Origin of the sequence: Nonlabens sp. Asnod2-A12, assembly GCF_045063745.1 — a bacterium.
In the GTDB taxonomy this organism is placed as follows: domain Bacteria; phylum Bacteroidota; class Bacteroidia; order Flavobacteriales; family Flavobacteriaceae; genus Nonlabens; species Nonlabens xylanidelens.
The window spans coordinates 2214491-2240060 of the sequence record NZ_JBEFOB010000003.1 but is presented as its reverse complement, the minus strand read 5'-3'; the positions used below and the strand labels follow the sequence as shown (position 1 = coordinate 2240060).

Sequence of the window (25570 nt, the reverse complement as noted above, 5' to 3'; positions counted from 1 at the left end):
ATTTTACGATTAATATTATGGGAGTTACTAAAACCGAAAAATTTACCGAGCATCAAAATCAAGTGGCGCGCATGGCCAAAGCTCTTGCGCACCCTGCTAGAATAGCTATTTTAGAATATCTATTCTCTATAGATTCTTGTGTGTGTGGTGATATAGTAAATGAAATAGGTCTTGCACAACCCACAATATCACAACATTTAAAAGAATTAAAAACAGTAGGTTTAATAAAAGGTAATGTAGATGGTACGAGTGTATGTTATTGTATCCATCACGATAACTGGTTATTAATGAAAAATATGCTTTCTACTATTCTAGATTTAGATACTAAATCTATAGATAGTTGTTGCTAAAAAAAATTTACTATTATTAATCGTAATATTACAATAGATAAAAATTAAAAACATGAAAATATCAGAATTTAAAACAGTACTCGCAGCCCAAGAAACTATTAGTTTTCAACTACCAGATGGTAGCCTAGTTCCATCACATTTTCATGTGACAGAGGTAGGTAAAGTAATTAAGCATTTTATAGACTGCGGTGGTACAGAGCGATTAGAAACTGTAATTAACTTTCAGTTATGGGAAGCAAATGATTATGACCACAGACTTCACCCAGAAAAACTAGTTTCTATTATCGAGCTTTCTCAAAACAAACTGGGGTTACCAGATGCAGAAATAGAGGTAGAGTACCAGGCTGGTACCATAGGTAAATATGGTATAGATTTTAATGGTACATCATTTTTACTAACTAATAAACTAACTGACTGCCTTGCAAAAGACGCCTGCGGTATACCACAAGAAAAACCAAAATTAAAACTAATAGATGTACAGACAGACGCTCAAAATTCTTGCGCACCTGGCTCTGGATGTTGCTAAATTCATAAAAAATAGTCATGACATTTACTACCATAGAAAATACTATCGATACGTTAGATACGGCAAGTATTGCAGAAGAACGCAAGCAAATTCTTGATAAATTAACCGGATATATACAGCAGAAAGTAGATCAAAAAGAGTCTATTAACCTCAACTTTATCTGTACTCATAATTCTCGTAGAAGTCACCTAGGCCAGATATGGGCACAAACGCTAGCTAACTTTTACCAAATTGGAAATTTAAAAGCCTACTCTGGTGGGACAGAAGCAACTGCAGTTTTCCCTAAAATTGTGGAAACCATGAAAAATCAAGGTTTTCAAATAGAGGTTATTGAAGAAGGAAAAAATCCTTTGTATGCAGTATACTTTGATGAGGATTGCGATCCAGTAATTTGTTTTTCTAAAGTATATGATGATGTCGATAATCCAGAAAGTGATTTTGCAGCGATTATGACTTGCGATAGTGCAAATGAAGGATGTCCTTTTATACCTGGAGCAAATCAACGAGTAGCAGTTACTTATGAAGATCCTAAAAACTCTGACGGTACACCACAACAGGATGAAGTCTATAGATTAAAAAGTCTAGAGATTGCTACAGAATTAAAATATGTATTCTCTCAAATAAAGTAAAGTTATGAGTGCTAAAAAATTAAGCTTTCTTAATCAGTATTTAACGCTTTGGATTTTTCTAGCCATGGCCATAGGAGTAGGTTTAGGTTATGCCATTCCAGATATTGCTAGCGGTATAGACTCCATGAGTTCTGGAACAACTAATATTCCTATTGCGATAGGACTCATCTTAATGATGTATCCGCCACTCGCAAAGGCAGACTATAAATTGTTGCCCAAAGTTTTCAAGAATACTAAAGTTCTAAGCATCTCTTTATTACTCAACTGGATTATAGGACCAGTTTTAATGTTTGTACTCGCATTAGTCTTCTTACATGACTATCCAGAATATATGGTAGGTCTTATTTTAATAGGTCTAGCAAGATGTATAGCGATGGTACTGGTATGGAATGACCTTGCAGACGGTTCTCCAGAGTATGGAGCAGGATTAGTAGCTTTAAACAGCGTTTTTCAAGTATTTGCCTATTCCTTTTATGCCTGGTTGTTTATAACCGTGTTGCCACCTTATTTTGGTTTTGATGGTGCGATAGTAGATATTTCAATACCTACCATTGCAGAGAGTGTTGCTATTTACCTAGGTATTCCGTTTCTTATGGGTGTACTAAGCCGTTATTTTTTAGTAAAAGCCAAAGGAAAAGACTGGTATGAAAATGTATATATACCAGCTATTTCACCTATTACCTTAATCGCATTATTGCTTACCATCATTTTAATGTTCTCATTAAAAGGCGAGTTGATTGTTCAAATACCATTTGACGTACTATTAATAGCTGTTCCATTAATGATCTACTTTATAGTCATGTTCTTGATAGGTTTCTTTATTAGTAAATACCGCGGTGCTAGTTATAGTGAAAATGCAGCTATCGCATTTACCGCAGCAGGTAATAACTTTGAACTTGCTATCGCAGTTTCTATTGCTGTTTTTGGACTTAATTCTGGTCAGGCATTTACTGGTGTCATCGGGCCGCTAGTAGAAGTTCCTGCATTGATACTGCTGGTTAGAGTAGCTTTCTGGTTAAAGAAGAAGTATTATTAAAAGCTTTTTAAAATTTAGATAACATATTTTACGGTGAACAGATTTGAAATCTTGTACTTTGATAAACTACGACGATATTTGTAAAACAGATTGATTTGCTCACTAACTAAACTAATACAATGATAAATAGATATGTTATAGTACTAATTGGAGCTTTCTTTTGCAATACACTTCTTTCTCAAAGCATTCCAAAAGATTATATTTTTACCAACAACGACACTATTTATGGCTTTGTAATTGGTGATCAATTAAAGGTATATGATAATATCACTAAGCAGTTTGATTATTACAATTTAAGAAAAGTCGATTCCTTTGTGAGAAATAAACAGAAATTTAAAAAATTTGAAAAAGAATATTACGATGGTATTTATGAAGATAAAGAAACGGATTCTTTATTTATAGAGGAATATTTTATCAACCATATAAAGAAAGAAAAACGATTACCAGATTATATAGTCAAGGAAAGTAATGACACTATCTACAGTATTATTTATAAAAATATTTTTGGCAAACCGTACTATATAGAAGATTCTAAACTAACTAAAATTAGTCCTAAACAAATTAAGAGTTACCGATTCAAAAATAAGATTTTCCAACGTTTGAACCAGCTAAAGAAAAAGGGTGCTTTTTATGAAGAAATCATTGTTGGATCATTAAGTTTGTATGGTATTACCAAAAAAGGACATCACGTTCTACCTATTGGGGTAGTAGGTATGATGCCTATAATACCCTATAAAGAAGTTGATTATTATGTTTTTGAAAACGGTAAATTAAATAGAATTCATAAACTTACAAGAGGCGTTTGCAATCGCCTTTTCAGAGAAAATCCAATGATCTGGAATGAAATGAAAAGAAATAAATTAAATAAAAATAATCTTCCTTTGATAGTTGAATATTACAATCTTTTACAAACTCAATGACATATTTTGCGGTGAATAAAAACCTTATTTGCCGCATATTTGCGTTGAATAAATTACTATTTAAAACTGAAAATTTACTTCAAAATAATAGCCTTAGCATCTTACTGCTGCATCTTTTTAATGGGTAGTATGATTCCTGTACCGTTTATTTTATGGTTAATTTTTAAACCATTTAATCCAGATTCAAGCCTAGATTTCACGTTTGCAGTTCTCGGTTCAGTTGGATTTATTAGTTGTTTATTGACTTTTATAAAACTAGGCTCCATAACAAAAGTCCTACTGGAAATAATAGCATTTTTACTGCTTTTAAGTCCACTAATTTATAAGTTAGATGCTTATCCAGAGATAAAAGGTCATTACTTTTTTGTTATTCCAAGTCTTAGTTTTATAATATTCTATCTGCTCCACTTTATAAGTTTAGGGACAAAGAAGTTTCAGTAATCAAATGACCATCCTTATCTTTACCGCGTGAAATTCATACTATTCCTTTTTTCGTTTTACTTCCTGGGACTCAACATCATGCCATGTAATGATGTAGAAGGCCAGTCTCATGATGAGGTAGAACAAGTTGTAGATACTGGAGGTTTTGATAATCAACAAGATCATGATCATGAAGATAAAGATGATTGCTCACCATTCTGTCAGTGCAATTGCTGCTCTGTACACGTAATAACTTACCTTTTTGAAACGCAGGAATTGACCGATATTCCTGAAATCAATTCACAAATTTCTTCTTATATCAATCCATTTTATGATGGATATGATGGCTCTATTTTACAGCCACCACAATTAAATAGCTAGAATTTATTGGGAGTATTATGCTCCATTTTTTAGACTATTTAAACTTATTACATGAAAAAACTTATTTTATGCAGTGTGTTGTTGCTGTGTTACGCTTTCGCGAAAGCGCAATCTAAAACAACCTATGATATCAACATTACCGTTGTATCAGAAGAAGATAACGAACCCTTGTTAGGGGCAAATGCTATTATCACAACCCTTAAAAAAGGGGCAATGTCTGACATTAATGGTAAAGGAATTATAAAAGATGTACCGGCAGGTACTTATGAACTTACCGTTTCTTATGTAGGACATGAAAGTAAAACGATAACAGCAGTTATACCAGATCAATTAAACTATAATTTTAATCTTCATGAAGTAGAAGGTGAACTAGACGAGATAGTCATACAGTCCACTCGTTCTTCTCGTACTTTTAAACGTACACCTACACGTATAGAATTAATAGGAGGAGAGGAGCTGGTAGAAAAGACCGCTATGAACAGTACAAATATCGCTATGATGTTGCGAGAAAGTACTGGGATACAAATGCAACAGACCTCACAAAGTAGTGCTAACCAGTCTATACGTATTCAAGGTCTAGATGGACGTTATACACAGCTTTTAAAGGATGGTTTCCCGCTTTATGGAGGTTTTGCTGGCGGATTAAGTATTATGCAAATACCGCCGCTAGATATTGCTCAATTTGAAATTATAAAAGGTAGTTCTTCTACTCTTTATGGTGGTGGTGCTATCGCAGGACTAGTTAACATGCAATCCAAGAGACCAGAAGAAGAAAAAGAACTGGATTTAATGCTGGTAGGAACTCAGGCACTAGGTATTACAGGAAATATATTTTATAGCGCTCGTAAAGAAAAATGGGGAGTAACTCTATATGGTAGTGCAAACTCTCAAAAGGAATACGATCCTGATGGAGATAATTTTTCTAATTTACCACAAGCACGTACTGTATCTCTTAATCCTAAAGTATTTTATTACCCTAGTGATAAAACTACGGTATGGGTAGGTCTTAATGGTACTTATGACCAGCGTAAAGGTGGTAATCTAGATGCTATCAATGATGAAAGCAATGCATATACCGAAGAAAATATTTCTAGAAGATTCAGTACACAAGCAGTTTGGGAAACTAATCTAACAGACCATTCTAGTTTTCAATTTAAAAATAGTATTGCTTATTTTAATAGAGAACTATTGATACCTAGTATGGACTTTAAAGGAAGTCAGGTGAATACGTTTACAGAGGCTAATTATAAAACTAATACGGATAAAACGGACTGGATTTTTGGTGGTAATTTATACACGTCGGACTTTGATGAAGATGCGGTAATAAATCAAAGAGATCAAAAAGATCTTACTGCCGGATTATTTGTTAATAACGTGACCGATTTAAGTGATAACTGGATACTAGAAACAGGTTTACGCACAGATTTTACTACAGATTGGGGTTCTTTTATTTTACCTAGAGCTTCCCTTTTATTTAAATCTGATGGTAGATTTACCAGTCGTCTAGGTGGTGGTCTAGGTTATAAAATTCCAGATATTTTTACGGAAGATGCTGAGAGATTAAATTTTCAAAACGTACTAGCGATCGATAAAAATGAACTAGTAGCTGAGACTTCTTATGGGATGAATCTAGATTTTGACTATGGATTTGCTATTACAGATCAGATTAATTTTTCAATAAATCAACTCTTTTATTTAACAGCTATTGATAACGGTCTACTACTTAATTCTAGCACAACTAGTCCAGGTAGTTTTGAGTATAGTAATGCTAGTGATCTAACTTTAAGTCGCGGTGCAGAAACTAATATAAAGTTTACCTACAAAGACTTTAAATGGTTCTTAAACTATGCCTTAATCGATACACAACTTAATTACTTAGATGGAAATCCTGAAAAACCATTAACTGCAAAACATAATGCTGGTAGTGTTATTATGTATGAAAATGAAAAATGGCGCATAGGTTATGAAACCTATTATACAGGAAAGCAACTACTATTTGATGGGACAGAATCTAGAGATTATTTATTAATGGGGCTACTGGTTATGAAAAACTTTGACTGGGGAAATCTATACATGAATTTTGAAAACCTGACAGATAGAAGACAAAGTCGTTATTCACCTACGGTAACTATAGATGCTGGTGGTGCACCTACTTTTAATGAAATCTATGCACCTACAGATGGATTTATATTTAGTGCTGGTGTGATATGGAAACCATTCGGTAATAAAAGTCATCACGGCCATGGACATCATGATGATTAAGTGATTTCTAAAAATAAAAAGCTCGTTTTGATAAAATTATCAAAACGAGCTTTTTTTATATGTAATAAGATTACTTTTTTATAGGACAGCTATTAATGCCTAAAACAGCGTATAATGGACAAAAGTTCATAAAACTAGTGGCTAATAAAACTCCACCTACTATTAATAAAATAACGCCTAATGTACCTGTAACAACATTAGTAAAGAATAAAACAGATACTACTACTGCAAATAATATTCTGATTATTCTATCGATGGTTCCTAGATTTTTTTTCATGACTTATACCTTTTTAAATTGAGGTACAATAGTAGTCTAGTAGCTCGTTATAAAAAGTGACTAAAGTCACAACTATAAAATTTTAATAGATTGATGTGATAGAACAAGTTTGTTCTCGTTCTCTAACTTCTTTAAAATACGGCTTATTACTTCTCTAGAAGTTGCTAGATCGTCGGCTAGTGCTTGATGAGATATCTTTATAGTCCTTGTATTAGTTAAAGTTGCTTTATCGTGCAGTAAACTTAAAACACGCTGATCCATTTTATGAAATACCATATTTTCTATGGTATGTAATAAGTCTGCATAGCGCATTTCATATTGTAAGTTAAAAAGGACATTCAACTCTGGATATTGCTCTAGCCATTTTTTAAGTCTTTGCGCTGGTAATAGAAGAATTTCAGTCTCTTCTAGAGTCTGTGCATAAATCTCACTAGTACCGTTCTTAATTCCTGCAGCAAATGACATTACACAACTCTCACTAGATTTAATGTGATAGAGTAACAGTTCTTTATCTTCATGCGTTGTGTAAACACGTAATAGACCCTTTAAAACAACTGGAATTACTTTTACATACTGACCCTTGCGCAGTATTTCTTGTTGTGTAGGTACAGTAATAATTTCACATTCTCTCGTTAATAATATAATTAACTCGCTTTTAAAAAATGGGAAAATGTTTTTCAAACTATATATTTTTAATAACTAAAATTAGTTGTTTTATTTAACAACTAATTTCAATATCTGAGAATCATTGCTTTCTCCTACCTTAAGTAAGTATATACCACTGTTTAGAGAAGATACATCTAGTCGTGTGAAAGAATCTCCCTGTATTAAATTTACATTTTTAATCAATTGTCCTAATGTATTATAAATCAATATAGTTTCATTATCATTAGCAACTACATAATTTATAAAAACAAAATCACTCGCAGGATTAGGATATAACTCTATTTTATTAATCGTAGTTTCTTCTATTCCTAAACTCGTTGTACAATTTGCTGTAACAGTATTAGAGCTCTCTATGGTGCCAGCAGGTGTTAATATTCTTCCATTAAAGGCAGAATAGCTATCGGGATAAAAAGTAGCTCTAAACACTGCATTTTGAGTAGGAGTAATACCTTGATTAATCACACCAGAACCATTTATAGGGTTAATATATCTCCATACTTCTGTACCGTTAGTATCTACTTCTATAAATTCACCAGTAGGACCGCTACAAATCAACACATTTCCATTAGATAGTAATTGAGAGCCTGATATGTTTTGAGCATATAGGTTTTCTGTATTTCCAGCATTATATTCATAAGAGGCGCTTGCAGGTAAATATGGCAAGGTTGAATTATATGTAAATCCTGTTTGTGGTGTATCGATAATCTCTACACTAGAAAAATTTCTTCCTAGACCGTTATTAAAAATCATCAACTGTCCAGCATATGGAAAACCAGTTTCTATCCAGTACACATTGTGCTGTCCATAGAGTTTTTGATCACTTGCTGTTCCCATACCATAAGCCGCAGGGTTACCCCAACGGTATAATAAATCACCACCTTTTAAAGAATTACCACCAGCATGACTAGCCGCTTGTGTAGTAGTTGTACTATGATCTATAATCCATACCTCATCAAAATTATGTACACTTATAACTATTTGATCTAGTGCTGCATTATAATCTACCGAATTGAAGTGAATCCAGTCTTCTTGATTTGCAGTTGCTTTATAATTTAAATCCACAAGTTTTTCTTCTATAACGGCACTATAATTAGGCTTATTTGTATCAAAATCTTGAGTAAGATGATCCCAAAGATGCCATGCCCAAACTATATTACCTCCATTTGTACCTACTGGTTGTACTTCTATTATTTTTTCTGACCATAAATCATTAGGTACTTGTGCAGGATTTCTACCTTGTGCAATAGCCATTGCAGCCGTTTTTAATTCCCATGAAATAATCAAAATATTACCGTTAGGCATCATTTTCACATCATGATGTTGCAACTCTGTAGTGCTGGCAACTGTATAACTCCACACTACATTTCCATTCCAGTCTATACGTTCTATAAGACCGCCTTTACCGCCAGCATTAAACGATTGATTATTTACATTTCCTGTACGTAATAAATCTCCATCTGGTAATAAATAAACAGACTGTCCCGGTCTATTATTACCGCTCCATCTATGCACTTCATTGCCACATTTATCTATTAAAAAAGTGTCTTGACTAGAAATAGGAGCAAAAAGCACATAACCATTATCTAGATTTCCTGCAGTATTATATTGTAAACCTACTACGGTTTGAGCATTTGTAAAAAGACTCAAAATAAATGCAATTGACAATAAGTAATATTTCATAATCTTCTTCTTTAAAGAATTTACTATGTGTGATATAAGTATGCTTTCGCGAAAGCGGAACACTTATAAATAATACTAGAAAGGTTCTATCTCTTTATAATAATCTTATGTGTAACCATGTTTGCATCGTTACTTATTTTCACAAAATATATCCCATCATAAAATGCCGAAGTATCTAAAATACTCAACGTACTACCTTGGAGAATTTTTTGCTCCTGTATTATCTGACCTATACTATTGTAAATAGCTACATTCAAATCTGATTGAGATAAAGTAGATTGTATAGCGATAAAATCTTGTGATGGGTTAGGGTAAACTTTTAAAGCATCTAGGATATCTACACTCTCATTACTTAATACAAATGCAGTAGTCGTTTCTGTAATACTCGTTACATTACTCGCAGTTACATTACCGTAAAAAGTAGGCCCTACAGCATAGGGGTAAGCACTGTTATGATTTGCATCTACAGTAGCAAAATAGGCATAAGTACCGTTAGGGTATTCTGGTGTTATGGAAAACCTACCGTTGTGCTCATCTAGATAATCTGGTGCTGCGTTTGCTGTAAAAATGTAATCTTCTCTAAAATATCCATTAAAGTAAGTAGCATCTACTGCTGGTCCATTTGTTCTAGTGGTTGCTGTATTGAGATTATAACCAGATTTCATCCTGGTGATTGCTCCTGTACCGTCTGTATTAGTATAAGCATATGCACCATAAATAGGGTAACCGTCGTAGGCAAAACCTATAAGTGGAGAATGTGTATTTTGATCAATAACGTATAGTCCATCTGCTGGATAAGTAGCACAAACGTTAGAAAGTACGATAAGATCTAGATCAAAAGCACTCGGATTTTGATGATGGTGATAATTACCATTTGCAGGATGTGCTTTATTACAATCAAAGCCGCCCATTTCGGCAGGAATTGCATCTCTATTCCATTCTTGATTAGCCATAGGTCCACCTGGGCAATTTGCGTTGCCTGGTCCACCACAAAGCGCATTTGTATTGTTATTCCATGATACTCCATCTCTAAAATCAAATAAAGAAACGCCATTTATAAAAACACCTATGTTACCACCAGAAGTAGCTGTAAGCGTACCAGTATTTTGAGAAGGGTTTAATGGAAATCTATAAATGGCATTTTGATCTGTCGCTAGTGATGGATTTCTATCTAAAAATGGTCCTGTTATATAAGCTGGAATACCAGTCGCAGAAACATAAACCCAGTTTGTAGAATATTCTACCTGCTGGACATTTGCATCTACGTTATCTGTAATAGGTGTAGGATTACCATCTATATAATGCCTTCCTTGTATACCTGTAGTATTTTGAAGCCATTCTGTTATTATAGGATTAGTTTGTGCTTGTCCTATAGAAGTTGTAATAACAAATAATAGTAGTAGTATTTTTTTCATAAGTTAGATTAATTAAAAGTTCTAGGAAAGGAATATTTTTTATTGTATAAAAATTCAAAATCTGAAAGTGTTTTTAAAAACACAAGAAGATCTGTTTTTTGATTAGAAGTTAATTCTATTTTATTATTAAGTTCTGGAGCTAGAGTTTTTGAATACTCCATCCCAGTTGTGTAATGATCTAGTACTTCTCTCAAAGATTCAAAACGGCCATCGTGCATATAAGGTGCTGTAAACTGGATATTTCTAAGTGTAGGAACTCTAAATTTTAAAGAGTCTAAAGGATCACGAGTCACTCTATACCTACCATAATCATTTAAAGTAGGGTCTATAGATAAACCGTTATTCTTAAATTCTGTAGAAGTAAAAAGTGGTTCTTTATGACAGCTAGAACAATTAATTTTAAAGAGTTCTAGACCGCTGAGTTCTTGTTGTGAAAAGGTAACATGATCTTCTTTTCTTATATATTTATCGTACTTTGAATTATAAGAATTAAGCGAAATAGTAAATTGAGATAACGCTTTTAATGTATGTTGTCCTGTAATAATACTATCATTAAAAACTTGATAGAATAAGGTTCTATATTCTGGGATGTCGTTAAGTTTATCTACTACTTCTAGTAGTGAAGAATCCATTTCATCTGGATTAGTAATAGGTTGTAACGCTTGCATGTCTATATGGTTAACACCACCATCCCACATGAAAGATTCATTCCATGCAAGATTTATTAATGCTAAGGAATTGCGTGTACCTATTCTACCTTCTATTCCATGACTAAGATCATGATCTACATGTGTAAATCCAGTAGCTTGTAAATGACAACTCGCGCAAGAAATACTGCTATCTCTAGAAAGTATAGGGTCATAAAATAATTTTCTACCCAATTGAAAACCATCTTTAGTTACCGGATTTTTCTTAAAATCATATACTGGAACTGGCCAGTAATCAGGATAATCAAAGTAGTTCTCTTTAATTTTTATAACTGTAAAAGCAGTTGTAAATAACAATAAGCCAGTGAGTAATATGTAGATCCACTTTTTACTCATTTGTAATAGAAAATAACTGTGGTAATTGTAAAGAACATTGATATGCCTCTTCTCCAGGAGTCATCACTTGATTTATATCTGTAAGAGATAAGTCATTAAAAAAAGATGAAATATCCATTTTTATAATAATATATTTTTCCTTATTATATAGATCTAATCTTACATCTCTAGTGGTGGAATAAGGTATTTTATAACCGCCTAAATGGAAAGTGAATTTATTTTTACGAGTATTGCAACTAGGGCTTTTTCCTTCTAATTTAAAGTTAATAAAACCACTTTGCCATGCCCAATACATACCGTTTATAGGATCTAATGCGCCACTTTGTGCTCCAGCATCGTGTAATTTTTCATCTACGCCTATTTTATATAAAATATGCTTAAAATTAGTTTTCTTAATAGTTTTTAAATCAAATTGAAGTGTTTCTTGATCAAAAGCATCTATTAAATAATTGCTCTCTGGTATTTTTATACTATTATTTTGAGCATCGATAAATTCAAAATTGGTGAGATAAAATCTTAGTTTACTAATTTGAATAGAATCATTTTGAGATGTAACAAGCCAAGTGTTTTTAGTAAAAGAATGACCATTAAAAGTAGGTTTAATCTTTACTACCAGTACTTCTTCTCTATTTAAAACATGTTCTTTTATTCCTCCTATATACATAAGGAAGAAAATTGAAAAGATAAAAGGTAAAATAAGTTTCAAAGGAAAGGTTAATTATTCCTTTAAGACTTTGTTAACAACAAATAGTTTAAAACGAGCTTACTAAAATGTGTAAACCATCTCTTGATGAGGTATACCGTCTTCTAAGTATTTTTCTCCTTGAGATACAAAACCTAAATCGGTATAAAACTTATGTAAATAACATTGAGCAGATATTTGTATAGAAGGGTATCCTTGATCTTTACAGTAATCTATACTGGCAGTCATAATTTTCTGACCATAAGCAAGACCACGCATTTTAGGACTTACTACTACACGACCTATACTCGCTTTTTCAAAATAATCACCAGGTTTAAAGATGCGTGTATATGCAGCAAGTTCTTGATCTTTATACCCTAAAATATGCATGGCTTCTTTATCCTTACCATCTAGATCTTGATAGACACAATCTTGTTCTACCACAAACACTTCAGACCGTAATTGCATGACGTTATATAGTTCTAGGGTAGAATAATCATTAAATGATTTTATAAAAACCTCCATATTTAAAATTGTTTAGGAACATTTTTAGGTTGTGGTGGTTTAATACCTATTCTTATATCTGTGATAATTTTTTCTAGCATATTACCGAATTCTTCATCACCGGTAGCCATTAATTCTTGACGTCTTGTATCTAGGTCTTCTAGAGTTTCTTCTTTTTCATCTTCTTCATATAACTCTAGCTCACGCCATATTTCCATAAGTTTTTTCTCTGGATGCACCGCAGTTCTTAACTGGTGGATAATAATACTTGCTTCTTTTTTCATGAATTCCACACAGGTGAGAATCATTAAGAAACCTGCACCTAATTTAAATTTATTGTCTATTTACTACCGCAGTAGAAAAATATTGATCTTTTTACTACATCAAATTTACAATGATTTCTTCTCTCGATATGCTAATGAAATCCTATTATGTTCCATTAATAGTTGCTCATCTTTTAAATAGCTTTTTAATAAATGAATGACATAATCCAGTTGGTCTTCTGTTATATTTCTATAGGCAGGAGCTGGTACCACATCTTTCCATCTTGCAAACAAAGTATTATCTAACGCAATGCGCCAGTAACAATGATTATCAAAATCTAGGTGTAAATGTTTATTAGGTAATTGATTACCTAAATCAAGATACTGTTGTCTTTTATTAAGATTCATTATAAAAAATGTAAACAAATATGAGTATAAATGTGAATGTTAACGATAGAATATAAAAGATAAAACTAAAAAAATATCTTTTTCTTTTACTCCTCAAATTTATAAATACATGACTAAATAATAAATATCTAACGATTAGATAAATCAGTACACTAGGTAAAATAAAAATTGAGAATAAAAGGATAAAATAATCTTGTAAAGAACCACCAGATAATAGCATCATATAGAACCTTTTATATGTTCCGCTTTCGCGAAAGCGTACTTATGAACAAGCTATCTTGTTAACACGAGTAGCATGACGTCCACCAGCAAATTCTGTATCTAGAAAAGTCTCCACCATAGCAATTACTTGTGGTATAGAAGTGAAACGTGCAGGAATACAAATAACATTTGCATTATTATGCTCACGTGCTAGTCCAGCTATTTCCTTAGTCCAGCATACAGCACCACGTACATTCTGGTACTTATTAACAGTCATAGAGACTCCTTGTGCACTACCGCAAATAACTATTCCTATTTCTGTAACGGCCTTATCAACATCTTGACCTACTTTGTGAGCAAAATCTGGGTAATCTACGCTATCAAAGGTATCAGTACCGTGATTATTAATTTCATGACCTCTTTCTTTAAGCATTTTTACTATTGCTTGTTTATAATCTGGTCCTGCGTGATCGTTTCCTATTGAGATTTTCATGTGTTGTGTGTTTGTTATACAAATTTACACTTACTCAACCGTATTTTAGGGTTATTAACATCGATGGTTTTACACTATTCATAAACAAAGGATAACCTGTTAATAGAATTGCAAAAGTTATATTAGGAATATTGATTTGAATAGTCCATACCCACTTTTAATTGAGAAAACCAAAATATAACTCATCAATTTTCTAATGACTTTTCAGACCCATATGGTGAGAAATAAACAATGAAAAAGAGGTCATTTTCTCTACATTTATATGTGGATAACGGTTGTCAACAAATGTGAATAACCATAACCATTAATGAGTATCAATTTACTTTACAATGAGTTAACGCTAGGATAACATGTGTATAACTGTAGATAAGTTACCATTTCTACCTAATCCTAATTTTTATTTAAAAAGTTATACCGCTATTAACACTATATAATAAGCAACATATTTTATTTAAATTTTAAAAAAGAAAAATGATATTGTTTATATGTGTTGATAACAGTAAATATTAAAAAACAAAGAAGGAGTTATACAAGCTCATGGTATTCTCAATTAAAATAAAATAGGGCATCGTTTAAAAAACGAAAACAGAGTAATTGTTCTCTATTAAAAATAGAAAAGTGTAATTTTTAAAAAGGAATAAGGTAAAACGAGTGGTTTATTACAGTAGGTAGTTAAACGGTAGCCTCTACTTTAATAGTCTTAGTAAGGTTACCATCATTAGTAACATCTGTAGTAGTGTCTAGCGCTTTAGAAACTAAAATGTATAGTACCACTATCCCGACAAGAAGAATTCCTGCAAAAATCAATGTAGATAAGAGTGGTTTTTTTACACGCATATGACAGCTTTAACGATTTCTATGAAGAAATAGTTGTACAAAGATAACTTTATTTCTTAATTTAATGTTAATGAATGTTATCTAGAGGGTTATATTACTGGTTTTCACACGTATTTAATATACAGAAACTTTAAAAGTTTAACTTTGTAAGTAATATGAATAAAAAGAAAAAAAGAAGCTCAAAGACTAAGTTTCAGAATTTGAGTCAGTCGGTACTCAGTGCTATTAAGCAAGATCCGAATAAAAGTTACAATTACAAGCAAATTTGTGCACACCTAGGAATATCAGATTCTAGTGGCCGCAATCAGGTTATAAAAAAATTACACCAACTCAAATCTAAAGGAAAGATAGAAGAGATAGACCGTGGTAAATTTAAAATTATCAAGGCTATCGACTATTACACTGGTAGAATAGATGTAAGTACACGTGGTACCGGTTATGTAATTACCGAAGAACTAGAAGAAGATATCATGATACCTAAAAGATCACTAGGCCAGGCGCTTAATGGTGATGAGGTAGAAGTATATGTTTATAATAGAAAACGAGGCTCACAGCCAGAAGGTGAGATAACTAAGGTTATTAAACGTAAAAAAACTGAATTTGTAGGAGAGATACAAGTGCATGAAAAATTTGCTTTTGTAAACGTTACAGATCCTAAGATTCAAACTGATTTCTTTATACCAGGTCGAGAGATTAATGGAGCAAAAGATGGACAGGTAGTTCTAGTAGAATTTGTAGAATGGAATGATAAACAAGATTCTCCTAACGGTAGAGTTAAAGATATTCTAGGAGAACCTGGAGAACATGATACAGAAATACATGCCATTCTTGCTCAATACGGTCTTCCTTATGAATTCCCTGCAGAGGTGGAGGAATACACAGAAAAACTGGATAAATCTATATCTTCTCAAGAAATAGAAAAGCGTCGTGACATGCGTGACACGCTTACTTATACCATAGATCCTGCAGACGCAAAGGATTTTGATGATGCATTATCATTTAAGGTTCTAGAAAATGGTAATTATGAAGTAGGTATTCACATTGCAGACGTTTCTCATTATGTAAAAGAAGGAACTGTTCTTGATGACGAGGCTTATGAACGTGCGACGTCTGTATATCTTGTAGATAGAGTAGTGCCTATGTTACCTGAAGTACTTTCTAATGGAGTGTGTTCTTTAAATCCACATGAAGATAAATTGTGTTTTTCTGCCGTTTTTGAAATGGATAATTCTAGTAAAATTCATAACGAGTGGTTCGGTCGTACAGTAATACACTCTGACCAGCGATTTGCTTATGAAGAAGCACAACATATCATAGAAACTAGAAAAGGAGTGATTCCTGGTGATATCTCGCTTTCGCGAAAGCAAACAACCATACAGCCTGCAATAGTAGAAGCTACTTTAAAGTTAGATGAACTAGCTAAGATCATGCGTGGACAGCGTATGGAAGATGGAGCTTTAAGTTTTGATAAAACAGAGGTAAAATTTAATCTTAATGATAAGTCAGAACCTGTAGGAGTTTATTTTAAAACATCTAAGGATGCTAATAAACTTATAGAAGAATTCATGTTACTGGCTAATAGAAAAGTGGCTGGTTTTATAGGTAAACAACAACCTAAAAAGACATTTATTTACCGTATTCATGATGAGCCTAATGATGAGAAATTAGGAGCACTTAAGAATATAGTTGTAAAATTTGGCCATACTCTAGATTTAAGAGATCGTAAAACGGTTACTAAGTCGCTTAATAAGTTATTAAGTGATGTAAAAGGAAATAAAGAGCAAAATATGGTAGACACGCTTGCGATAAGAACCATGTCTAAGGCTGTTTATTCTACTAATAACATAGGTCATTATGGTCTATCGTTTGATTATTATTCTCATTTTACTAGTCCTATACGTCGTTATCCTGATGTTATGGTGCATAGATTATTACAGCATTACCTAGATGGTGGTAAAACAGTAAGTGAAGAATTATATGAAGAAAAGTCAGAACACTCTTCAGAAATGGAAATTCTAGCCTCTAAGGCAGAGCGTGATTCTATTAAATACATGCAAGTTAAATTTATGAAAGATCACTCTGACGAAGAGTTCTTAGGTGTGATTTCTGGGGTTACTGATTGGGGTATTTATGTAGAAATCATTTCTAACAAGTGTGAAGGAATGATAAGACTAGGCGACCTAGATGACGATAGTTATGAATATGTAGAAGAAGAGTTTGCTGTTGTAGGTCGCAAGACTAAGAACACTTATACGCTAGGTGACGAGGTTTATGTAAAAGTAAAAAATGCAGACCTTGTTAAGAAACATCTAGATTTCTGGATGATAGGTAGTAGAGAAGCAGTAGAAAAATAAACTATTCTATTTTAAATTATAAACGATCCATTTTTTATAAAATGGATCGTTTTTTTATACCTTAAATTCAAATTATAAATAGGTCCGATCATGAAAAGTATTTTATTAATAGTTGTAGCATTATTATTTCTGTCTTGTAAAAATGAGACTGGGGATACCACAAATTTTTCATGGTTATCAGGATCATGGAGTAGAGTAGAAGAAGCAGGAGAGAATAAAACATATGAAAAATGGATACCTACTATTAATGGTAATTATAATGGGCATGGTTTTACTCTTCATAAAAAAGATACGGTATTTGAAGAATTTTTATCCATAAAACCTTTAAGTAAATTATCTAAAGGAAAAGAATCTTCATGGGTTCTAAAAGTTACTGGAGTTAATGAAGAACCTACTATTTTTAATATTGAAGACACTACTGTAAATAGCTTTACAGCGGTTAACTTAGAGAATGAATTTCCTACACATATTAGGTATTCTTATAAAAATGATACACTTAAAGCGCTAGTTTCTAATGATAGTTTACATATTGATTTCAAATTTATAAAGCAATAAAATGCTCTTTTTGTGTAATACAACGTATTTATTATACATATTATCTATAATTAGAATTATAAAATATTCATTTTTAATTTATTAATGGTATAGCTAGATATTTGTACTGTAATTAGAGCGTGAGAAACTTTAATTCAATTTTTCATAATAGTTTCATTTTTATAAAGCTTCTCAATTGTAAGGTTTTTGAGAAGTAAATTGAAACATTAGTATAGTTTTTTGGTTGGTTAGTAGGGAATCCTAAGTTGTCGTCTTTGATACTTAGGATTTCTTCGTTTAAGATGTTTTCTTAACGTATCATTATATGCTGTTATCCTACTTTGGCACACGATTTGAATAATATATAGAGAAGGTTATTAGTAGTAATTTTCATAAAGTTTTTTGGTTGGTTAGTAAAAGACGATGTTTAGCAATAAGCATCGTTTTTTCATGTTTAACCTATCGTGGACTGTAACATCACCTAATAAATAAAGTCTTTATAAAAATACTCTTATCATGAATCGATTATTATCTATAGTAACTATACTTTTTTGTGCCTTTTCTATAGCACAAAACCCAATTGAAATGACCATCTCAGATTTTGATACCATTAAAGTTTTTGATCTAGTCACAGTTAATCTGGTAAAATCATCAGAAAATAAGATCATCATTTCTGGAAAAGATGCAGATGACGTCGAGTACGTTCAAAAAAATGGATTATTAAAAGTCCGTATGCGCTCAGAGAAGACTTTTGACGGTACAAAAACGTTTGTACATGTATACTACAAAGAATTAGATATAATCGACGCAAATGAAGGCGCTAGAGTTTTATCTAATGAATTAATTGAACAGGACAGATTAGAAATAAAAGTACAAGAAGGTGCTATGGTAACAGCAGGATTAACTGTTAAGAATCTTGATGTAAGAGCGGTTACTGGCGGTATTGTAAGATTAAGCGGTCAGGTAGAAGATCAAATTCTAGTTGTTAACACCGGTGGAAAAGTAGAAAACGAAAAACTTAAATCTGATTATTCTAAAGTAAAAGTACAGGCCGGTGGTGAAGTAGAGATCTTTGCAACACAATCTGTGGATATAAATGTTAGAGCTGGTGGTGATGTTGTGGTTTATGGTAACCCTAAAGATGTGAAGAAAAAAACTCTATTCGGTGGTAGAATTAAGATCGTTGATAATGATTAATTAAAATTATTAAAAGCGTTCTAAGGCTTCAATATTTTTCCTAAACCATATAAATAACATTTCTAGTTCTGTATTTGAAATCCCTATGTGTTTTCCTACCTTTGAGGTTCAACACAATTCTGAATGCTTGACGATATATTAAAGGCCATTCCATTAGGCCTTGTTATGGCTTTTCTTATAGGACCTGTTTTCTTTGCTCTACTTGAAACTAGTGCTATAAAAGGATTTAGGGCGGCTATTGCATTAGATGCAGGTGTTCTCATTGCAGATATTATTTTTCTACTAGCGGCATATTTTATGACTTCTAGTATTCTTGAAAAATTAAAAGATGACCCAGGACTATTCATATTTGGCGGTAGTATACTCTGTATTTATGGTATTGTATCCTTTGTTAAGACCGATAAATCCTATTTAAAAGAAGTTGATACTAAGGTTCTCATAGTTCAAAAGAAAAATTACATCGCTTTATTTATAAAGGGTTTTCTACTCAATTTTATAAACATAGGTGTACTAGGTTTTTGGTTAGGATTGATCGTAGTTTTTAGTCCGCAATTAGAAAATGATGGAGAGCGTATAACTATATTTTTCTCTACCGTTTTACTTACTTATTTTGTTGTTGATATAGGTAAAATCATACTTGCTAAGAGTTTAAACCGTTATTTAACTCCTTCTAGAATATTCTGGTTAAAGCGTTTAATCGCCGTAATTATGTTTATAAGTGGAGCGGTTTTAATTTTTAAAGGTGTTTTTCCTAGTGCCACAGAAAATATTGAGAATCAATTTCACATCTTACCAGAACAAGTAGAGCCTATAGATCCAGATCTAGAAGGTATGGAAGAGTTTAATGAAAAGGTAATGCCTGTAATAGACGCAGACAAAGATTATCCACAGCCTTAAAAACTTAAAAATCCCCAATCAGTGAAGATTGAGGATTTAAGAGGTACCAAGCGGATTCGAACCGCTGTACTAGGTTTTGCAGACCCATGCCTAGCCGCTCGGCCATGGTACCATAATGGATGGCAAAAATAACAATAATTTGCTCTATTCCTACTTTATTAAATCTAAAATTGATAAAAATGAAAAGTTATTTTCTCTCTTCACTCATTATAATTACTACACTTTGCACATCACCACCTATAGGTGGATTTATCTTAGCTACCTTAACTTCAGCATTTTGAACTAGAGATTCTTCTTTAAAAATGCGAGTAAGAATGCGCTGTGCAACATGCTCTAAAAGTTCTGACCTTATAGCCATTTCTTCTACTATTATTTTATTCAGTGATACATAATCTACTGTATCTGCCAGTAAATCTGACTGTGCACTCTTAGAAAGGTTTGCTGTTATTTCTAAATCTACACGATATTCACTACCTATTAAGTCCTCTTCATGTAGGCAACCATGGTTGGTATATACCCTTACGTTTTCTAGTTGTATTTTATGCATAGAACAAAGATAGGCCGTACAGTGTTAGGAGTAAAATAAACTGTAAATTTGTGTTAGTAAAAGAGAATATCATGAGCGAAGAGAAAAAGCCTAATAATTTTATAGAAGATATCATAGAAGACGATTTAAACAATGGTCTCTCTAATGATAAATTACGTTTCCGTTTTCCACCAGAACCTAATGGTTACCTGCACATAGGTCACGCCAGTGCTATATGTTTAAACTTTGGTTTAGGAGAAAAGTTTAATAAACCAGTAAATCTACGTTTTGATGATACTAATCCTGCAAAGGAAGAAGCAAAATACGTAGATGCTATAAAGAAAGATGTAGAATGGCTGGGTTATAAATGGGATAACCTTTGTTTTGCATCAGATTATTTTCAAGAACTTTATGACTGGGCAATTCAACTTATTAAAGAAGGAAAAGCCTATGTAGATTCACAATCTAGTGAAGAAATGGCTGCTCAAAAAGGAACTCCTACAGAACCTGGAGTAGATGGACCTTACCGCAATAGATCGGTAGAAGAGAATTTGACTCTTTTTGAAGGAATGAAAAATGGAGATTTCGGTGAAGGTGAACATATCCTACGTGCCAAAATCGATATGAAATCCAACAACATGCTCATGCGTGATCCTATCATGTATCGTGTAGTAAATCGCGATCATCATAGAACCGGTGATACATGGAAAATCTATCCTATGTACGACTGGACTCATGGAGAAAGTGATTACATGGAACAAATTTCTCACTCTTTTTGTACACTAGAATTTAAACCTCATAGAGAGCTTTATAATTGGTTCTTAGATCAAATAGTAGATACTGATAAAGTACGCCCTAAACAACGTGAATTTGCACGTAGAAACATTTCTCATACTGTTACTAGTAAACGTAAATTGCAAAAACTAGTAGAACAAAATATTGTTACAGGCTGGGATGACCCACGCATGACTACTATTTCTGGTTTAAGACGTCGTGGTTATACCGCTGCATCTATTAAGAATTTTGCTGAGTCTATAGGAATAGGTAAACGTGATAATCTGGTAGACATGAATCACCTAGAATTTCACTTGCGAGATGATCTTAATAAAGTCGCAGACCGTGTGATGTGTGTTCTAGATCCTATTAAAGTTGTTATTACTAACTATCCAGAAGATCAAGTAGAAATGCTTCAGGCAGAAAATAGTCAGGAAGATGAGTCTAGAGGTTTTAGAGAAGTTCCTTTTTCTAGAGAGATCTTCATAGAACGTGAAGATTACAGAGAAGAAGCTAACAAGAAATTTTTCCGTTTAAAGAATGGTAAAGAAGTACGTCTTAAAAATGCATACATCATAAAAGGTGAAGGTTGTATCAAAGATGAAGACGGTAATATTACAGAGATTCATGCTACTTACGATCCAGATTCTAGGAGTGGAAGCGGTACAGAAGCAAGTATGCGCAAGATAAAAGGAACATTACACTGGGTAAGTGCTGCACAAGCCCTACCAGTAGAGGTGAGACTGTATGACCGCCTATTTACCGTACCATCTCCAGACACAGATAAAGAAAAGGACTTCATGGAATTTGTTAATCCAGATTCTCTAGAGGTGATCACTGCTATGGCAGAGCCTGCAATGAAAAACCTTTCTATAGGAGAAACAGTGCAGTTTCAGCGTATGGGGTACTTTTGCGTAGATCCTGACACCACAGATGATAAAATGGTCTTTAACCGTACCGTTACATTGCGTGATACATGGGCTAAGTTAGATGCTTAGATAGCGTAGGATAGAGGTTCCGCTTTCGCGAAAGCGAGATCACTTTAAACCTATTTACATTACATATATAGAATAATTTAAAGCCCACTTAATCGTGGGCTTTTTTGATAATTGATAATAAGTATCTACTATTTTAACTAATTTTAATATTAAATATAAGTTTTTAGCATGTTTTTAATAGTAATTCATGTAAGCTTAACTCACTATTAACTACACTAAAACGTGTTTAGATTTACCTTTGTTAGTGAACAAAAAAAGAAAAAAAATGTCTAAATCAACTAATACCTTAATCGCTTTAATAGCAGGTGCTGCAATAGGTGCTGCTGCAGGAATGTTATATGCTCCAGATAGTGGAGAGAAAACAAGAAAAAAATTAAAGAAACAAGCAAAAAAAGCTCAAAAAGATATTGATGCGCAAGCTCGTAAAACGTACGCTCAAGTATCAGAAAAAGCATCTCAAATCTCTTCTACAGTAAACTCTAGAGCTACTGAATTGAGAGGTACTGTAGGTGATAGAATTGAAACAGCTCTTTCTAGTGCAAGCTATAAAGCAGACGATGCGATTGTTGCTCTAGAAGAAAAACTAGAACAATTACGTATGAAAAATTCTCAATTACAGAAACCTAATTCTGTAAAAGAAGGTATCAAAACAGCATCAGCTAAAGTTAATATATAAACTTAGGATTTGGGAAAACAACTAACCGACAATTTTAGAGAATTTACTACGGCGACTCAAGATTACATCGAGTCGTCGATAAGTTATCACAAACTAGACCTTTTTAAGAAGGTTATGAAGGGTGTGGTATCTAGTAGTTACCAGATTATTTTAGGTTTTTTCTTCCTTATAGCGCTTATTTTTTTAAGTGTAGCCATGGCTATTTATCTAGGAAATGTTTTAGATAACATTGCAATAGGATATCTTATAATGGGTGTATTTTATATACTTTTAATGATTATATTATCCTTATTTCTTAAAAAAACTCTTGAAAAAATATTGGTTAAAAAAGCTAGTGCTCAATTTTTCAACGATAATGAGGATATTAAAATAGAACAACATGAGGGTTTACAATAATTTTGATGAAATAGATCGTGATTTAAGGTACCTTAAATTACAGCAACAAATACATCAAGAGACGATGAAGTTAGAGTTAAATGAAGTAAAAGAGAGTTTCTCTGCCGTTTCTATTTTAACAAGTGTAGTCAGTTCCATCGCAAAGAAAGCTGTGGTCCTAAAGGTTGTAAATAAACTAGTAGGTCTTAAAGGGAAAAAATAATATTTTGTGGTAAAGTGAATTGTTTAAAAAAGCAATGATATAAAAAAAACGCTATCAGTAATGATAGCGTTTTTGTGTTTATAAAAATGGACGTAAATTATTCTATCCATCCATCTTCTAGGCCATCATCATCATAGCCACTTTCTTTATCTCTTTGCGATCTAGAAGACTGTTTTACCTTTTCTTCTTTATTAGCATTAGTCTTTTTCATTTGCTCACCTATTTGTGCACTTGCTGTAAAACTAGCGATCATGTTATTTAACATGTCACTACCAGCTTGTGGTGAATTAGGTAGTAAGATCAGGTTAGACTGTGTTGCCTCACCTATAGACTGTAATGTATCATAGTGTTGTGTAACAACTATAAGAGCACTTGCCTCTTGAGAATTGATACCTACATTATTAAGTACATCTACACTTTCTTCTAATCCGCGAGCTATTTCACGTCTCTGGTCTGCGATACCTTGACCTTGTAAACGCTTAGATTCAGCCTCTGCACGTGCTTTTGCAACTATCTTGATACGGTCAGCCTCTGCTTCATACTCAGCAGCTGTTTTCTCACGCTCTGCAGCGTTAATTCTGTTCATGGCTGCCTTTACCTGTATATCTGGATCTATGTCCGTTACAAGCGTTTTAATGATGTCATATCCATAATCCATCATTGCTTCGTTCAATTCACGTTTTACCGCGATTGCGATATCATCCTTCTTTTCAAAAACGTAGTCCAGTTTCATTTTAGGAACTTCGGCACGTACTACATCAAATACATAAGCGGTAATCTGATCATGAGGATTTTGAAGTCTGTAATATGCATCGTATACTTTTTCTCTTCTTACTTGAAACTGTACAGATATTTTGAGACGCACAAATACATCATCTTTTGTTTTAGTCTCTACGATTACATCTAGCTGTTGAATCTTTAAATTGATTCTTCCAGCTATCTTATCAATGATAGGTACTTTAAGCTGTAATCCTGACTGTCGCATACTGGTAAATTTACCAAAACGCTCTACTACTGCAGCAGTTTGTTGTTTTACAGTAAAAAAGGTACCTAATAGAACTACCACTGCTAGTAGGCCTAATATTGCATAAATAATTAAATCCATGATTTTTGTTTTTTAATGGTTAGTATTAAATAGATATTTATAAAAGTAAACTAGTTTATCGTTAAAGTGGCAGTAAGGTTACATTTTAATGCCATATTATGAGCTTACTATAGATTAGTAGTATGTTTGTGTACTTTGTTACAACCTCTATGAAAAATTCCTTTTTAGTATTTCTCGTTGTTTTGGCTATGAATAAAGCTTTAGCTCAAGATCAATTTGATAATTTCTCTACGTTAGATCACTCTATTTTTGAGGTAAATGAGTCTGTAAATGACGATGTCTTTATAGTAGAAGAATTAACTATCAATGCACCTGCAACTCGTAAATATTCCTATAATAATCGCATAGGACTAGGTGGTGATGCTACTTTTTTTAATATAGATACTGATGCTGTTGAGGTAACACAAGGAACAGGATGGTCTGCCTCTCTAGAAACACGTGGTGATTTTAGAGATGATTTTGATATGATTTATTCTATCGGTATCTTCAATCATAATTTTTCTGTAAATGAAAATATTACCAATGATCAAATAGACATGAGCGTGATAGGAGCAGAGGTTAAGTTTTTACTGGCTTGGAAAATAGCACAAAGTGATTTCTTTTCTATAGAAGCTGGGCCTGCGTTACAGCTCAATGGAGAACTAAAAATAGATGATGAAGATCGTTATGAAAACTCTTTTACTGGTGGTGTAGTAAATCCTGTAATTTTAAAAGATTTTCAAGAAACATCTCCTATAAATGTTAATGGAATTATTGGTTTTTCAGGTGGTGCGAGAAATTTTAGGGTAACTGCTCATTATCACTATTCATTTATTGATGCACTAGCTGGTACTACTGTTGCTGGTGATAATATAGATGGTAACTTCAGTTTTATAAGTGTAGGAGCTAGGCTATATTTCTAGTCTATAAATATCATAA

The 25570-nt window shown here is 32.9% G+C and carries 29 protein-coding genes and 1 tRNA gene; 16 read left to right on the top strand and 14 right to left on the bottom strand.

Going from position 1 to position 25570, the window contains the following annotated elements:
* Window positions 1-17 precede the first annotated feature (17 nt).
* From ACJJVJ_RS10255 to ACJJVJ_RS10225, 7 genes are all read left to right on the top strand, one after another.
* Window positions 18-350: an ArsR/SmtB family transcription factor gene (locus ACJJVJ_RS10255; RefSeq protein WP_405370126.1), complete on the top strand. Its 333-nt coding sequence runs from the start codon at window positions 18-20 to the stop codon at window positions 348-350.
* Window positions 351-402: 52 nt separating this feature from the next.
* Window positions 403-876: a DUF6428 family protein gene (locus ACJJVJ_RS10250; RefSeq protein ID WP_104514200.1), complete on the top strand. Its 474-nt coding sequence runs from the start codon at window positions 403-405 to the stop codon at window positions 874-876.
* Window positions 877-893: 17 nt separating this feature from the next.
* Window positions 894-1505: a protein-tyrosine-phosphatase gene (locus ACJJVJ_RS10245; protein WP_405370125.1), complete on the top strand. Its 612-nt coding sequence runs from the start codon at window positions 894-896 to the stop codon at window positions 1503-1505.
* Between the two features lie 4 nt (window positions 1506-1509).
* The gene (arsB, locus tag ACJJVJ_RS10240; protein ID WP_405370124.1) at window positions 1510-2541 is read left to right on the top strand and encodes an ACR3 family arsenite efflux transporter; all 1032 of its coding nucleotides are present in this window, start codon (window positions 1510-1512) and stop codon (window positions 2539-2541) included.
* Window positions 2542-2660: 119 nt separating this feature from the next.
* Window positions 2661-3461, top strand: coding sequence for a hypothetical protein (locus ACJJVJ_RS10235; protein ID WP_104514203.1), 801 nt, complete (start codon window positions 2661-2663; stop codon window positions 3459-3461).
* A gap of 468 nt (window positions 3462-3929) precedes the next feature.
* Entirely contained in the window at window positions 3930-4262 is a 333-nt protein-coding gene (locus ACJJVJ_RS10230) for a DUF6660 family protein (RefSeq protein WP_146080358.1), read from the top strand.
* A 51-nt stretch (window positions 4263-4313) separates the two neighbouring features.
* Window positions 4314-6524 (top strand): TonB-dependent receptor, encoded by a 2211-nt coding sequence (locus ACJJVJ_RS10225; protein WP_405370123.1) that lies wholly within the window; start codon window positions 4314-4316, stop codon window positions 6522-6524.
* 70 nt (window positions 6525-6594) lie between these two features.
* Here the strand turns inward: ACJJVJ_RS10225 and ACJJVJ_RS10220 are convergent, their stop codons facing one another.
* The 11 genes from ACJJVJ_RS10220 to ACJJVJ_RS10170 all read right to left on the bottom strand — a co-directional run bounded on the left by ACJJVJ_RS10220 (window position 6595) and on the right by ACJJVJ_RS10170 (window position 14993).
* Window positions 6595-6801: a DUF2892 domain-containing protein gene (locus ACJJVJ_RS10220; RefSeq protein WP_405370122.1), complete on the bottom strand. Its 207-nt coding sequence runs from the start codon at window positions 6799-6801 to the stop codon at window positions 6595-6597.
* Window positions 6802-6873: 72 nt separating this feature from the next.
* The gene (locus tag ACJJVJ_RS10215) at window positions 6874-7482 is read right to left on the bottom strand and encodes a Crp/Fnr family transcriptional regulator (RefSeq protein ID WP_405370121.1); all 609 of its coding nucleotides are present in this window, start codon (window positions 7480-7482) and stop codon (window positions 6874-6876) included.
* Between the two features lie 33 nt (window positions 7483-7515).
* The gene (locus ACJJVJ_RS10210) at window positions 7516-9147 is read right to left on the bottom strand and encodes an aryl-sulfate sulfotransferase (RefSeq protein WP_405370120.1); all 1632 of its coding nucleotides are present in this window, start codon (window positions 9145-9147) and stop codon (window positions 7516-7518) included.
* 86 nt (window positions 9148-9233) lie between these two features.
* The gene (locus ACJJVJ_RS10205; RefSeq protein WP_405370119.1) at window positions 9234-10562 is read right to left on the bottom strand and encodes a YHYH protein; all 1329 of its coding nucleotides are present in this window, start codon (window positions 10560-10562) and stop codon (window positions 9234-9236) included.
* An 8-nt stretch (window positions 10563-10570) separates the two neighbouring features.
* On the bottom strand, window positions 10571-11605 hold the full coding sequence (locus ACJJVJ_RS10200) for a cytochrome-c peroxidase (protein ID WP_104514211.1): 1035 nt from the start codon (window positions 11603-11605) through the stop codon (window positions 10571-10573).
* Window positions 11598-12269: an MbnP family protein gene (locus ACJJVJ_RS10195; RefSeq protein ID WP_405370118.1), complete on the bottom strand. Its 672-nt coding sequence runs from the start codon at window positions 12267-12269 to the stop codon at window positions 11598-11600. The genes ACJJVJ_RS10200 and ACJJVJ_RS10195 overlap by 8 nt, the downstream gene beginning before the upstream one ends.
* A 102-nt stretch (window positions 12270-12371) precedes the next feature.
* Window positions 12372-12812, bottom strand: a complete 441-nt coding sequence (locus ACJJVJ_RS10190; RefSeq protein ID WP_405370117.1) for a GNAT family N-acetyltransferase — start codon at window positions 12810-12812, stop codon at window positions 12372-12374.
* A 2-nt stretch (window positions 12813-12814) separates the two neighbouring features.
* On the bottom strand, window positions 12815-13075 hold the full coding sequence (locus ACJJVJ_RS10185; RefSeq protein ID WP_146080360.1) for a hypothetical protein: 261 nt from the start codon (window positions 13073-13075) through the stop codon (window positions 12815-12817).
* A 105-nt stretch (window positions 13076-13180) separates the two neighbouring features.
* The gene (locus tag ACJJVJ_RS10180) at window positions 13181-13462 is read right to left on the bottom strand and encodes an acetyltransferase (RefSeq protein ID WP_104514215.1); all 282 of its coding nucleotides are present in this window, start codon (window positions 13460-13462) and stop codon (window positions 13181-13183) included.
* Between the two features lie 262 nt (window positions 13463-13724).
* Complete coding sequence (locus ACJJVJ_RS10175; RefSeq protein WP_104514216.1) at window positions 13725-14156, bottom strand: RpiB/LacA/LacB family sugar-phosphate isomerase; 432 nt, start codon at window positions 14154-14156, stop codon at window positions 13725-13727.
* A 672-nt stretch (window positions 14157-14828) separates the two neighbouring features.
* Window positions 14829-14993 carry a hypothetical protein gene (locus ACJJVJ_RS10170; RefSeq protein WP_170034480.1) on the bottom strand — a complete coding sequence of 55 codons (165 nt, stop codon included), beginning with the start codon at window positions 14991-14993 and terminating at the stop codon, window positions 14829-14831.
* 155 nt (window positions 14994-15148) lie between these two features.
* Here ACJJVJ_RS10170 and rnr point away from each other — a divergent pair, with 155 nt between their 5' ends.
* The 4 genes from rnr to ACJJVJ_RS10150 all read left to right on the top strand — a co-directional run bounded on the left by rnr (window position 15149) and on the right by ACJJVJ_RS10150 (window position 19975).
* Window positions 15149-17347 (top strand): ribonuclease R, encoded by a 2199-nt coding sequence (gene rnr, locus ACJJVJ_RS10165; RefSeq protein ID WP_405370116.1) that lies wholly within the window; start codon window positions 15149-15151, stop codon window positions 17345-17347.
* Between the two features lie 90 nt (window positions 17348-17437).
* Window positions 17438-17902 (top strand): DUF6265 family protein, encoded by a 465-nt coding sequence (locus ACJJVJ_RS10160; protein WP_405370115.1) that lies wholly within the window; start codon window positions 17438-17440, stop codon window positions 17900-17902.
* Between the two features lie 495 nt (window positions 17903-18397).
* Entirely contained in the window at window positions 18398-19078 is a 681-nt protein-coding gene (locus tag ACJJVJ_RS10155) for a head GIN domain-containing protein (RefSeq protein ID WP_104514219.1), read from the top strand.
* Window positions 19079-19201: 123 nt separating this feature from the next.
* Complete coding sequence (locus tag ACJJVJ_RS10150) at window positions 19202-19975, top strand: LysE family translocator (RefSeq protein WP_405370114.1); 774 nt, start codon at window positions 19202-19204, stop codon at window positions 19973-19975.
* Window positions 19976-20016: 41 nt separating this feature from the next.
* Here the strand turns inward: ACJJVJ_RS10150 and ACJJVJ_RS10145 are convergent.
* Both ACJJVJ_RS10145 and folB read right to left on the bottom strand, forming a co-directional pair.
* Window positions 20017-20087: transfer RNA gene (locus tag ACJJVJ_RS10145), tRNA-Cys, on the bottom strand.
* A gap of 75 nt (window positions 20088-20162) precedes the next feature.
* Entirely contained in the window at window positions 20163-20522 is a 360-nt protein-coding gene (gene folB, locus ACJJVJ_RS10140; RefSeq protein WP_104514221.1) for a dihydroneopterin aldolase, read from the bottom strand.
* A 71-nt stretch (window positions 20523-20593) separates the two neighbouring features.
* Here folB and ACJJVJ_RS10135 point away from each other — a divergent pair, with 71 nt between their 5' ends.
* The 4 genes from ACJJVJ_RS10135 to ACJJVJ_RS10120 all read left to right on the top strand — a co-directional run bounded on the left by ACJJVJ_RS10135 (window position 20594) and on the right by ACJJVJ_RS10120 (window position 23547).
* Window positions 20594-22273 (top strand): glutamine--tRNA ligase/YqeY domain fusion protein, encoded by a 1680-nt coding sequence (locus ACJJVJ_RS10135; RefSeq protein ID WP_405370113.1) that lies wholly within the window; start codon window positions 20594-20596, stop codon window positions 22271-22273.
* A gap of 265 nt (window positions 22274-22538) precedes the next feature.
* A complete protein-coding gene (locus ACJJVJ_RS10130; protein ID WP_104514719.1) occupies window positions 22539-22949 on the top strand; it encodes a YtxH domain-containing protein in 411 nt (136 codons plus the stop codon).
* Between the two features lie 9 nt (window positions 22950-22958).
* Entirely contained in the window at window positions 22959-23345 is a 387-nt protein-coding gene (locus tag ACJJVJ_RS10125) for a phage holin family protein (protein ID WP_405370112.1), read from the top strand.
* Window positions 23329-23547: a DUF6327 family protein gene (locus tag ACJJVJ_RS10120; RefSeq protein WP_104514224.1), complete on the top strand. Its 219-nt coding sequence runs from the start codon at window positions 23329-23331 to the stop codon at window positions 23545-23547. The genes ACJJVJ_RS10125 and ACJJVJ_RS10120 overlap by 17 nt, the downstream gene beginning before the upstream one ends.
* A gap of 97 nt (window positions 23548-23644) precedes the next feature.
* Here the strand turns inward: ACJJVJ_RS10120 and ACJJVJ_RS10115 are convergent, their stop codons facing one another.
* On the bottom strand, window positions 23645-24652 hold the full coding sequence (locus ACJJVJ_RS10115; RefSeq protein ID WP_405370111.1) for an SPFH domain-containing protein: 1008 nt from the start codon (window positions 24650-24652) through the stop codon (window positions 23645-23647).
* Window positions 24653-24801: 149 nt separating this feature from the next.
* Here ACJJVJ_RS10115 and ACJJVJ_RS10110 point away from each other — a divergent pair, with 149 nt between their 5' ends.
* Window positions 24802-25554 (top strand): hypothetical protein, encoded by a 753-nt coding sequence (locus tag ACJJVJ_RS10110; RefSeq protein ID WP_405370110.1) that lies wholly within the window; start codon window positions 24802-24804, stop codon window positions 25552-25554.
* Window positions 25555-25570 lie beyond the last annotated feature (16 nt).

Bases quoted from the DNA above. Each gene is read 5' to 3' on its own strand.
- ACJJVJ_RS10205 (WP_405370119.1), bottom strand. From the start codon at position 10,562: ATGAAAAAAATACTACTACTATTATTTGTTATTACAACTTCTATAGGA.
- folB (WP_104514221.1), bottom strand. From the start codon at position 20,522: ATGCATAAAATACAACTAGAAAACGTAAGGGTATATACCAACCATGGT.
- ACJJVJ_RS10115 (WP_405370111.1), bottom strand. From the start codon at position 24,652: ATGGATTTAATTATTTATGCAATATTAGGCCTACTAGCAGTGGTAGTT.
- ACJJVJ_RS10160 (WP_405370115.1), top strand. From the start codon at position 17,438: ATGAAAAGTATTTTATTAATAGTTGTAGCATTATTATTTCTGTCTTGT.
- ACJJVJ_RS10245 (WP_405370125.1), top strand. From the start codon at position 894: ATGACATTTACTACCATAGAAAATACTATCGATACGTTAGATACGGCA.
- ACJJVJ_RS10195 (WP_405370118.1), bottom strand. From the start codon at position 12,269: ATGTATATAGGAGGAATAAAAGAACATGTTTTAAATAGAGAAGAAGTA.
- ACJJVJ_RS10170 (WP_170034480.1), bottom strand. From the start codon at position 14,993: ATGCGTGTAAAAAAACCACTCTTATCTACATTGATTTTTGCAGGAATT.
- ACJJVJ_RS10225 (WP_405370123.1), top strand. From the start codon at position 4,314: ATGAAAAAACTTATTTTATGCAGTGTGTTGTTGCTGTGTTACGCTTTC.
- ACJJVJ_RS10200 (WP_104514211.1), bottom strand. From the start codon at position 11,605: ATGAGTAAAAAGTGGATCTACATATTACTCACTGGCTTATTGTTATTT.
- ACJJVJ_RS10235 (WP_104514203.1), top strand. From the start codon at position 2,661: ATGATAAATAGATATGTTATAGTACTAATTGGAGCTTTCTTTTGCAAT.
- ACJJVJ_RS10210 (WP_405370120.1), bottom strand. From the start codon at position 9,147: ATGAAATATTACTTATTGTCAATTGCATTTATTTTGAGTCTTTTTACA.
- ACJJVJ_RS10175 (WP_104514216.1), bottom strand. From the start codon at position 14,156: ATGAAAATCTCAATAGGAAACGATCACGCAGGACCAGATTATAAACAA.
- ACJJVJ_RS10155 (WP_104514219.1), top strand. From the start codon at position 18,398: ATGAATCGATTATTATCTATAGTAACTATACTTTTTTGTGCCTTTTCT.
- ACJJVJ_RS10220 (WP_405370122.1), bottom strand. From the start codon at position 6,801: ATGAAAAAAAATCTAGGAACCATCGATAGAATAATCAGAATATTATTT.
- ACJJVJ_RS10130 (WP_104514719.1), top strand. From the start codon at position 22,539: ATGTCTAAATCAACTAATACCTTAATCGCTTTAATAGCAGGTGCTGCA.
- rnr (WP_405370116.1), top strand. From the start codon at position 15,149: ATGAATAAAAAGAAAAAAAGAAGCTCAAAGACTAAGTTTCAGAATTTG.
- ACJJVJ_RS10185 (WP_146080360.1), bottom strand. From the start codon at position 13,075: ATGAAAAAAGAAGCAAGTATTATTATCCACCAGTTAAGAACTGCGGTG.
- ACJJVJ_RS10150 (WP_405370114.1), top strand. From the start codon at position 19,202: ATGCTTGACGATATATTAAAGGCCATTCCATTAGGCCTTGTTATGGCT.
- ACJJVJ_RS10250 (WP_104514200.1), top strand. From the start codon at position 403: ATGAAAATATCAGAATTTAAAACAGTACTCGCAGCCCAAGAAACTATT.
- ACJJVJ_RS10110 (WP_405370110.1), top strand. From the start codon at position 24,802: ATGAAAAATTCCTTTTTAGTATTTCTCGTTGTTTTGGCTATGAATAAA.
- ACJJVJ_RS10180 (WP_104514215.1), bottom strand. From the start codon at position 13,462: ATGAATCTTAATAAAAGACAACAGTATCTTGATTTAGGTAATCAATTA.
- ACJJVJ_RS10120 (WP_104514224.1), top strand. From the start codon at position 23,329: ATGAGGGTTTACAATAATTTTGATGAAATAGATCGTGATTTAAGGTAC.
- ACJJVJ_RS10135 (WP_405370113.1), top strand. From the start codon at position 20,594: ATGAGCGAAGAGAAAAAGCCTAATAATTTTATAGAAGATATCATAGAA.
- ACJJVJ_RS10190 (WP_405370117.1), bottom strand. From the start codon at position 12,812: ATGGAGGTTTTTATAAAATCATTTAATGATTATTCTACCCTAGAACTA.
- ACJJVJ_RS10255 (WP_405370126.1), top strand. From the start codon at position 18: ATGGGAGTTACTAAAACCGAAAAATTTACCGAGCATCAAAATCAAGTG.
- arsB (WP_405370124.1), top strand. From the start codon at position 1,510: ATGAGTGCTAAAAAATTAAGCTTTCTTAATCAGTATTTAACGCTTTGG.